The 9,322-nt window shown below is 70.1% G+C and carries 8 protein-coding genes; 1 reads left to right on the forward strand and 7 read right to left on the reverse strand.

Annotated features, from left to right (window positions below):
• Positions 1-126: 126 nt before the first annotated feature.
• From ABT160_RS45470 to ABT160_RS45485, 4 genes are all read right to left on the reverse strand, one after another.
• Positions 127-888, reverse strand: a complete 762-nt coding sequence (locus tag ABT160_RS45470) for a hypothetical protein (protein WP_351655905.1) — start codon at positions 886-888, stop codon at positions 127-129.
• A gap of 750 nt (positions 889-1,638) precedes the next feature.
• Positions 1,639-2,226: a hypothetical protein gene (locus ABT160_RS45475; RefSeq protein WP_351655906.1), complete on the reverse strand. Its 588-nt coding sequence runs from the start codon at positions 2,224-2,226 to the stop codon at positions 1,639-1,641.
• Positions 2,227-2,598: 372 nt separating this feature from the next.
• A complete protein-coding gene (locus ABT160_RS45480) occupies positions 2,599-3,630 on the reverse strand; it encodes a DUF4192 domain-containing protein (RefSeq protein ID WP_351655909.1) in 1,032 nt (343 codons plus the stop codon).
• A gap of 1,552 nt (positions 3,631-5,182) precedes the next feature.
• A complete protein-coding gene (locus ABT160_RS45485) occupies positions 5,183-5,767 on the reverse strand; it encodes a hypothetical protein (protein ID WP_351655911.1) in 585 nt (194 codons plus the stop codon).
• Between the two features lie 893 nt (positions 5,768-6,660).
• On the opposite strand from ABT160_RS45485, the gene ABT160_RS45490 reads away from it, so the two are divergent.
• Positions 6,661-7,005 carry a hypothetical protein gene (locus ABT160_RS45490; protein WP_351655914.1) on the forward strand — a complete coding sequence of 115 codons (345 nt, stop codon included), beginning with the start codon at positions 6,661-6,663 and terminating at the stop codon, positions 7,003-7,005.
• Positions 7,006-7,114: 109 nt separating this feature from the next.
• Here the strand turns inward: ABT160_RS45490 and ABT160_RS45495 are convergent, their stop codons facing one another.
• From ABT160_RS45495 to ABT160_RS45505, 3 genes are all read right to left on the reverse strand, one after another.
• Positions 7,115-7,636 (reverse strand): DUF6283 family protein, encoded by a 522-nt coding sequence (locus ABT160_RS45495; RefSeq protein ID WP_351655921.1) that lies wholly within the window; start codon positions 7,634-7,636, stop codon positions 7,115-7,117.
• A 178-nt stretch (positions 7,637-7,814) separates the two neighbouring features.
• Positions 7,815-8,117, reverse strand: a complete 303-nt coding sequence (locus ABT160_RS45500) for a hypothetical protein (protein WP_351655916.1) — start codon at positions 8,115-8,117, stop codon at positions 7,815-7,817.
• 219 nt (positions 8,118-8,336) lie between these two features.
• Complete coding sequence (locus ABT160_RS45505; RefSeq protein ID WP_351655918.1) at positions 8,337-8,879, reverse strand: hypothetical protein; 543 nt, start codon at positions 8,877-8,879, stop codon at positions 8,337-8,339.
• Between the last annotated feature and the right edge of the window lie 443 nt (positions 8,880-9,322).

The following is a 9,322-nucleotide window of genomic DNA, read 5'->3' on the forward strand; positions in this document are numbered from 1 at the left end:
CCGCCGCTCTTCCGTTCTGTGGGCGGCCCGGGTGGGCGGCCCGGGTGGGCGGCCCCGTGGCCCGCGATGCGGGGCACGGGGCCGGTGCCGAAGGGGTCCCCTGCGGCGGTGGTGCTGGCGGGGGTGTCAGGTGAGGCAGGCGGCGGTCAGGATGAGGGAGTTCAGGGCGGCGAACAGGTGGGCGTCGCCGTGGCCGTAGGCGGCTTTGAGGCTGTGGGCGTAGGCGTTCGCCAGGTGTGCCATGCCGCGCACGCTGTCGTCGTCGTCCGCGTCGCCGTACGCGGCCTCGGCCGCCTGGATCACGTTGGCGAGCAGGTCGGACGCGTCGGCGGGGGTGCGCTGCTGCCATCGCGGGGGCAGGTGAACGACGGTGCCGAGCCTCTTGGGCACCCAGGTGGTGAGCTGCATGCGGATGGTCTCGATCAGCGCGATCTCGTCGAGGGTGGGCCGCTGGCAGCCGAAAGGGTTCAGGTCGATGCGCTGCTCGTGGCCGTCTTTGAGGTGGGCGCGGGCGGCGATGAGGGAGTAGAGGCAGCCCAGGAGGCGGGCGTCGCCGTGGGCGGCGTGGGCGGCGTGGAGGCTGTCGGCGTAAGCGTGGAAGAGGTGGGCGGCTCCCCACGCTTCGGCGTCGCTGCACGCGTCGGTGCCGAAGTGCTCGTAGTAGGTGGTGGCCTGGGTGAGGAGGCGGGCGACACGGTCGGCGGGGGCGTCGGTGAGGGTGTGGGGGCCGGGGACGGTCATGCTCAGCTCGGAGACTACCCAGGTGTGTAGTTGTACGCGGATGGCTTCGGCGAGTGTGGGGGTGTTGAGGACGGGTCGGGGGTGGGGGTAGAGGCTGGTGCCGGCGGCGACAGCGTCGGCGCGGTAGGTGCGGGCAGCCGTGGTCATCGTGTCGTTTCCCTTACGTCGGATGAGCGTTACAGGCAGGCAGGCAGGCAGGCAGGCGGGCAGGCGGGGCGGGGTTTCGGGGTTTCTGTGTGAGGGCCAGAAGACGAGGCCCGGGCGGCGGGCCCCCGGCCCAGGGCCCCGGCCAGGGCCGGGGCGGGACACCGGACGGGACGGGGCGGGGGCGCGGGCGGGGGCGGGGGCGGGACACCCAGGCCGGGCCCCCGGCGGGGCCGGGGTGGGGCGGGGCGTGGGACTGAACACCAGGCGGGACGGGGCGGGGGCCGGGTGAGAGTCCCCGGGCGTCCCGCCCGGGGGGCTGTCGCGGGTGTGCTGCTGGGCTACGGCGGCAACCCGCGGGCCAGGCCGACGGTTGCCTCGTCCAAGTCGAGGGACAGCCCGCTCCCGTGGGTCTCCGCCTGAACCGGGACGCGGGTGACAGGGGCCCGCCCCGTACTGCGGGGCCGGAGTGGCCCGCTCCCCCATCGGGCGAGGACGGGACGGGTGGCGCGTGCGGGGGGGTGCCGGGCCACCCCTTTCCCGGAGGAGGGGTGAGTCGGGGGTGGCCCGGCGGCCGGGGACTCGACCACACGACCAGCGGGGTGTGTGGGAGCACCTTCCGGCCCAACCGATCCTGCCCCAAGCGGGAGCAAGCGGGGCAAGAGGCGGTCCGGGGGCGCGGCTGCTGTCGACGAAGGGATCAGGCCCGGCCAGTTGCAATCGGACCGTCGTGGTGGGTCGGCAGGGGCACGGTTACCAGGCTCGTCCTTGGCGAATGAGCTCGAACTGCTCATTCGCCGAGTCAACGCTCTCACGACTGGGGCCGAGCCATTTCACTCCGTGGTCCCATCGGTAGACCCAGAACCCCCTCCAACGCCCGTGCGGGTTCTCATGGTTGTCGTGTCGGGTACTTCGGCCGGACAGGAGCCGGTAGACCCGGCCGTCGGAGGCTGTGAAGGTGTCAATGGCGCGGGTGCGCTCGTAGAAGTAGCGGTCGCCGAGTACGCCCGGCTTGTCGTCGTGTGCACCGAACCTCTGGTGGGTGATCCACGTGCCTTCGTGGGGCGGGAGGTCCTCGGGGCGGATCTGAGGGTGCGCCCACATGAAGGAGTTCGACGCAGCACGGTGCCACTCGCCGTCGCTTGTCCGGAAGCCGTATCCGATGCCAACGGAGGTCTCGTGGGTGCCTCCCACGCTGATGCCCCAGACCGGGGTGAACTCGGTGCCGATGGACCCGTCGCTGCGGGTGACCTGGCGGGCAAGACGCTGGCCCGTCTTGATCTGGCTCGGGTCCAGCAGCTCGACTCCGGCACTCTCGTCGGGCCACATCAAGTCATCCATGTTCCAACTCCATCGTCCGTGCGTTGCATTGGGCGGGCAGGTGCGGCCCGCGTCCGGTGGGCTCACCGTGCGGCGACGACCGGCAAGCGGCGCAACCAGTGCGCCGGACGCGGCCCGGGTTGGGCCGTGCGGGCGGGGTGTCCATGCCGACGACCCGCTCGCTCCACGAGGCCGGGAAGGCAAGCGGGGGGTGGCGCGGGACGGTGGGCCGGCGGCGGTAGGCGGTCGAGGGCCGTGCAAGGACTCATCCAGGCCAAGGTGCCCGGCTGCGTGGCCCGGGGCCGCTGGCGCGCTGGCGGCCCGTCCCCAGAAGCTACGGGGACGGGCCGGGCGGCTGGAGTTGGGGCGTGGGGCCAGTGACCGGCGGGACGGTCAGTCGTTACGTCCGGCTCGGGCCACACTCTTGAGCCCGTCCGTGGAGATCGGCATGTTGAATGCGGCCCGGAGCATTGCGGGTAGACGGGATGAGGGGTCGAGGTGGCACGCCCGGCGAAGGGCGACTCGGGCGAGCGCCTGGTCTCCGTCGTACCAGGCGCTGACGGCCAGGAGCGTCAATGGGGCGCAGGCGAGTACCTCGTAGGAGTCGACGGCGGCAGTGGCCAGGTAAGTGAACAGGCGTCGGGCAGCGGGGTTGGTGTGGGTCTCAGGCAGGCTCATGGCCCAGTCCCGGGTCAGCCGGTCAATCAGGGCGTATAGGAGGGCGGCGGTGTCGGCTGGGGGCAGGGACGTGGTGGACGGGTCTGCGAAGGCGGTGGCGGCATGCTCCAGTCGCGCGTGGGTGTCCGAGGGGTCAGCATCGTGGCCCAAGGCGGGGGTGGCGGCGAGGAGTGCGGGGCCCAGCGCGTCGGCGGCGTCGCCGGTGAGGGGGGCGAGTGTGGCGGTGAGGTCGGTTTCGCTGGGGGCGGGCAGTTGGCCTGCGACGGTAAACGCGACAGTCGTGGGTCCGGGGGTGTTGCCGGGCAGGGCTGTGCCCGGTCCCGGAACTGGCTCGTGGGACAGGTCCCACCACTGGTTGGCACTCACGCACAGGGCGAGCTGGGTGGGGATGCGGTGGTGGGTGAAGGCGGCGCCACACAGCCTTGCGAGGGGCGCGAGCCGGACGGCGACGGCCTGGCCGGTCTGTCCGGAGGCGGGGTCATCGATGAGGTAGAGGACGACCTCATCGGGGGCGGGGAGATTCTTGCTGGCGAGCGCGGTCGTGATCTCGCTCGTGCTGTCTGTGGCGAAGTCGAACCAGTCCGACTCACTCGCTGGGAGATCCAGTCGGGCAGCGAAGGAGAGTCGGCCTTCGTGAATGACGGCGATGACGAGAGAGTTCTGAGGGCGGTAGCCGAGTAGGTAGGGCAGGGCTTCCGCGAAGGTGGCTGGGCTGTTCAGACGGACGGTCGCGAGCTCGGTGGACACGCCGGGACTCCGTTCTTTGGAGGTATTGGTGTGGACTCACCGTGCGTGAGCGAAGGGTTAGCGCCGCAACCGGCGGCCGGTGCTGTCGTATGCGGCGTCCCCGTCACTGGGGCAGTGACGGGAACAACCGCCGGGCGAGTAGGGCAGGTTCTTTTAGGCGCGGGTGGTCAGCTGTTCCTGTCCGGGGCGGTGGAGAGTGCAGGCGGGAGTAGCGGGGCGTAGGTCGATGCCCTGGCGGCCTCGGCGGCTGATCGGCGCCTTGGAGCACTTCAGGCGTTCGCTGGCGACTGTGCCGTCACTGCTGGGCAACTGAATGCGGTAGGCGAGCTGGCAGGTGCCGCAGTCTGCACCGGGTACCTCGGCGAGGGGCTGCCCACTGGCAGGGTGGATGCCGCGGCCCAGGAGTGCCCGAACGTTGGCGTTGCCCGCCTCGGCGGGGATGTCTGGGTAACGGGGCTCCCTGCGCGGTGTCTTGGCCTTGGAGTGTGTGGTCTGGCGGTCTGTGGTCGTAGGGGCTGGGGTGGCTATGGACATACGGGGGTTCTCCTTCGAACGCGCGGTGTGCTGGCAGTTGGCCGGGGCAATCGGGGTTCGCTGGCCGGGGCGGCAAGCGAGGTGATAGTCACCGTCCCGGCGGCCGCACCGCACCATGACAGAGAGCAGAGCAAGCCGGGCAACATCGCTGGCCCGCCGTCCAGGTCCATTGGAGTGTGGGTGTGGATGTCGCAGTCCATGCGGGCCTCTTCGACGTAGGGCGGAGAACAGGGATGTGCGGCCGACAGGAACGCGCGGTCGCGCTTCAGCGCCCACGGGGGTGCGGTTCGGCGGCGGCGTGGTGCTGGGACATCCCGCGGGGAGCCCGGGAGCTGGCGGGTGGTCCTGGCCCGGCCACCGCACCCTGACTCGGCCTGTACCAAGTTCCGCAGTACGGCCCCGATACGGCGGAGTTGCAGGTGAGGCGAGACGGCATGCGGCGCGGAGGGGGCACAGGCCGGGCGGGGCGGCAGGCCTGGGTCTGTGCGGGTCGGGGCCGGGGGCCGCCTGGGTGCTGGTGCGGGCGGCGGTGCGTCGCAGCAGGCAGCGCCGCCTTGCCCGCGCCTTGGCGGCGGGTGAGGCACACGACGCGGGCGCGGGTCGAGCGGACGCCGTACGCATCGGTGTTATTCCGGCGCGTGACGACCGTGTAACCCTCGGCGCGCAGGATGGCGGCTATCGCCTCTCACCCCAGCAGGTGGGGGCATCTGCGCCAGCATCGCGGTGCGGTTCGGGCGGTCGTCGTCCAGGGCGTGAAGCGTCCAGCGCCGCGGCTCCGACCTCAGACCCGTGTGCTCACAGGGTCACCAGAATGCCCGGATGTCACGGTGGGCGGCCGGCTGGTCCGTGACGTGCAGCGCCGTGTCCAAAGCGTGGCGCCCCGCGCTGGGACAGGTGTCCGGGGCGCGGGGCTGGATGGTGAGGGGAGCCGGGGCGGTCAGCTGAAGGTGGTGGACTACAGGAGGGAACCGCGCCATGGCATCGAGGTGCGGCGGCAGAGTGCCTGTGGGTCAGGAGGTTAGTTGGCCGTTCGGTCCAGTGCGGACTCGTCGCCGGGCCCGACTAGGAACAGTCCAGTGGCACTCAGGGTGGCCCGGTTATCCGGGGAAAGCAGTGCCTCGGGAAGGGCCGGGTCGAGGCTGTAAGGCAGGGTCGGGATGCGGGACTGTCCTGCGACGGGTAGCTGATTCGGGGCGGGATGACCGCGACGGTCGCCCGCGGCGAACCGGGCTGCGGCAGCTGTCGGATCGTGGGCGAGGGGGATGTGGGTCAGACCAGGGCGGCGATCGTGGGCGGTGGCCTGGTCCAGACGCTGCGCGCGACGGGCGGTGAGCGTCCAGGCGCTGCCGCCCTCTTCGGCTACCGGGTACGGGTGCCAACCGTAGGTAATGGTGATCCACGTCTCCGGCGTGTTCCTGGCTGCGCGCAGGTCGGTCATCGCACGGGTGAGGTGCTGGTGCAACGCGGGAAAAGCGTCGTCGAATCCATATGTCTCGCCGCCTGTGCTGTAGTCGAGCATTGCGTGCGTCGTTGTGGTGCAGTCGCCGGTGTGCGCGCGGAGGGTGAGTGCTTGCGGGCCGAGATCGTTACCGGTGTAGTTCACGGTTCGGACGATCAGGCAGGCGGCATCCTGTGAGGCTGTCGGGGCAGCGAGGGGCTGAATGGCTCGTACGGCGGCGGCAACCTGTACGGCGTCGTCGTTGCCGCGCGCGGCGTGGATGATGACCGGATCGTCCGCGTCGCTCTCGGGGTCGAGAACAACACGCCATCCTCGTAGCCCGGCAAGGTCCGCGGGGCGCGGAGCCGCCTCCCAGGCTCCGAGTGGTGCAGGTTCACCGAGGGCCCCTGGGTAGGGGGATACGGTGAGGGTTCGGCCCTCGGGCAACGTGATGCGCCACGCGCAGACAGTCGGGTCAAATCGAGACACGATCCCCGCAGTGGACAGGGCCTGATGCAGACTGCTCCCTGTGGGCGCTGGCGGCGAAGAAGAGCCAGGCATGTAGCAACGTCCTTTCATGGCAGTTGAGTTCAACCGGTCGCGCCGACATTGCGCACCGGCACCGGGGCAGGGCCCGAGGACCGGGCCCAGGCCGAGCACCCGACGGAGCTCAGCGGTGCGCGCCCCGCCCAGACCGACGGCGAGAGCTGCGGACAGCGAGGAGTGCGAAAGTCGCCGCCGCTTCCCGGCCCGGCGAACTCACCTTGACGGGAGTCGAGGCAAGCACCGCAAGACCGCCCGCCTGCGGCCGGCCCTTGCTTGGTCGTGCCTGGGCCAGTCGAGGGGACGGCGAGCGGAACGGTTCGAGGTAGGCAGGGGGGGTGTGGTCGTTGCCCGCTCACGGTCGGTGGGCACGTTCCGACCCGGCGCCCGGCAAGCCCGAGCTCGGGAAACGAGGGGCCAATGCGGTCAGGCTGCAGTTTGCACGGTGCCCGGGCCACGCGTTCCAAGCCCTGTAGATTCCGTCCGACGGGTCATGACGTCGTAGGCTTCAGCGCATGCACAGCACGCTGAGCGAGCACGCCCAGTGTCTTTTCGGAGATGAGTACCGTCCGACAGCAGCGTGCGGTCAGGAGCATCGTGAGCACTACTTCGTCGAGCAGCTGACGTTCGCTGATGCGGACGCGATCCTGTCGATGCTGCGAGAGCTCTGCCCACACGTGGTCGACGGTCAGCTCCCGGTGTGGATTCGCAGTCTCGCGTATCGGCGTGTGCTGCTCCAGAGGCCGGACGAGCCAGACCTTCTATGGGAAGCCGCGGGCAACCTGTGGATGCATGATCCGGATTGGGACGACGTCGCGGCGGGGCTTACGAAGCGGGCCGAAGAGCTGGACGCCCGCTGACGGACCATGTTCGTCATGGCGTGGGCCACGGAGGCGAGATTGCCTTTTCGGGCGCCCCGCCCACGGCCCGGGAGTGCTTGATGCTCCGCGCGGCGCGGAGCAGGTCCGCTCAGGTGAGGTCGTTGCGCGTGCGCCGGAGCTTTGAGATCGCCTGCCGGGCGTCTCGGCCTGGAGCCTCCTCGTCACGCAGGCCGTGAGCGGCGGCCTCCGCGCCGGACGCGAATACGGGCACCTTGGTCGCGTAGTTCAGGATGGCCTGGAACGTCTCTGGCGAGATCTCTTTTGTGACCACGGCCACGCGCAGGGCCAGCAGGTTCTTGGTGTCATGCGTGGCTACCCAGCCCGCGCAGACTCGGGCGTTGCTGGCCTGCCGGTCATGCTGGTGGCAGCGCCACAGTCGGCGATCCTGTGTCTCGGTCGGGCCGTCGTAGGCAGGCATCTTGAGGTATTCGTCTGCCGCCCACACCCCGGACGGAACATCCTTTCGGTAGGGACAGGTGTCACAGGGGCTGGGCGCGGGGGCGCGCGTCGTCATCATCGCTCCAGGGTCGAACGGCCAAGCGCGGCCGAACCGTGCAGACAGAGCCAGTATCTCCGTCGCGCGGGGTGAACGGGCGGGTTCCTCGAACATGGCCAACGGCGGCTGATGGTCTCCTTCTGGACGTCGAGCGGAAGATGAGGCTGCAGGAGGCGTGTACGGAGGAGTTCGGCCTCCGCATTGGCTTCGAGGGCGAGGGCGAGGTCCAACTGCGCGCGGGCGAGCGCCGGGGGCACACTGCGTGCTCAGCCGCATAGCGCTGGAGGGTGAGCTAAGACGGGCTGGTGAAGCCCTCTCTACCGTGGTCCCGGACTATGTCAGAGGGCTCAAGGACCCAGACAGTGCCTGCGTACTCCACACATACTGCTTCGGGATTCGATGCGCCGATCGCCCGGTCGGCGGCGAGGGTGTATGTGACGGTGACGCGCAGGTCAACGCTCGTGTGGTTGCTTACCTGCCCGCTGAGCAGGGCAGCGATGTCCTGGGCCGTGGCCTGATCGAGGGGCGCATACTGGCCGGTCAGGCACTCCGTGCACCCACAACCGGGGGGATCAACAGCCGTGATTGTGATCATGGAGCGCTGCACCTTTCGACTCGATGCGGGTGGGTTTGTGCGCGACGTCGGCGAGAGCGACGAGACTCTGTGCTTCGCCGTTAGCCGGTAGGCGCAGCATGCAGCGTCAACCGGCTAGCCACGCAAACGGTTTCATGGCCGCATGAGGGCGAGCCGCAGTACACAGCCCCCGACGCCGTGGGGCGCGGGGGCCACGTGAGGTGGGTGTGCGACGTAAGGCTAGGCACGGACTTCGCAACGGTGGGGCACGTCCCCGATGAGGGACGTGAGCAGTGGCGCCACCATCGAGACTGCAACAGGCATGTTGGGCTCACGCCATGCAGGCGACGTGTCTATGGCGCTCCACAGTTCGGCGGTCATCGGGAGTGAGAGTGCGTTTGCGCAGGAGGGCACTTGGAGCGGCTGGTGAGCGCCGTTGATGTCTACGTGCGCTCCGTCAGGCCGGAGGCAAACAAGGTGGCCGATACGGCAGGGGCAGTGCGCGCCTCGGCCGCCCAGGCACATGCTGTCATTGCCGTGGCAGTCTTCGGTGAGCAGGGCGACAGCGGGCCATCCGGTGGCGGCGCTGAGCGCGCGTGCGAACGCGTGGCACTGGCCGTGTGTGAAGGCTTGGCGGGCAGCATCATCGAGGTGTCCGGGGATCACCTCGAACGCCCGGTAGGAGTTGCCGATCACGAGTACCGGTTTGTCGCTGTGAGGGTCGGTCACGGTGGCGGTGCGGTCTGCGGTCTCCAACGCGCGACCGGTGGTCAGGTGGGGCATAGCCGGGTGTGCTCCTTCATGGACTTGCTCGGGTGGGCGAGCACATGGTCGGAGCACGACGGGTTAGCGGCGCCATGGGTGCTGGACGGCTTGGGGTCGGCCATTCCCCCCTGCCAGGTGAAGCCTCCGCGCGGGAGTGGGCCGATCTATCGCGTTGGGGCGCTGGCAGGCTACGCCAACGCGATGCCGGGCTTCTGTTGCCGCTCCCAGAGCTGCTTGAGGCCGTGGGGAAGGGGCCGCTTGTGCGGCGGGGAACGGGTCGACTCCCGGCACCGGGCAGGTGTCGAGAACCGCTTACATGGCCCGTCCCTAGGGTTCGGGGGGGCCCCGGGGGGGAAAAACCCCGGGGGGCCCCCGTAGAAAGCGGGGCCCCCAGGGCCGGGGGGGGGAACGCCCCGGGCCGCGGTCCCAACAACCGGGGGCGGGCCCCCCGGGCCCAACAC

Source organism: Streptomyces sp. NPDC001941, from assembly GCF_040296945.1.
GTDB lineage: Bacteria > Actinomycetota > Actinomycetes > Streptomycetales > Streptomycetaceae > Streptomyces.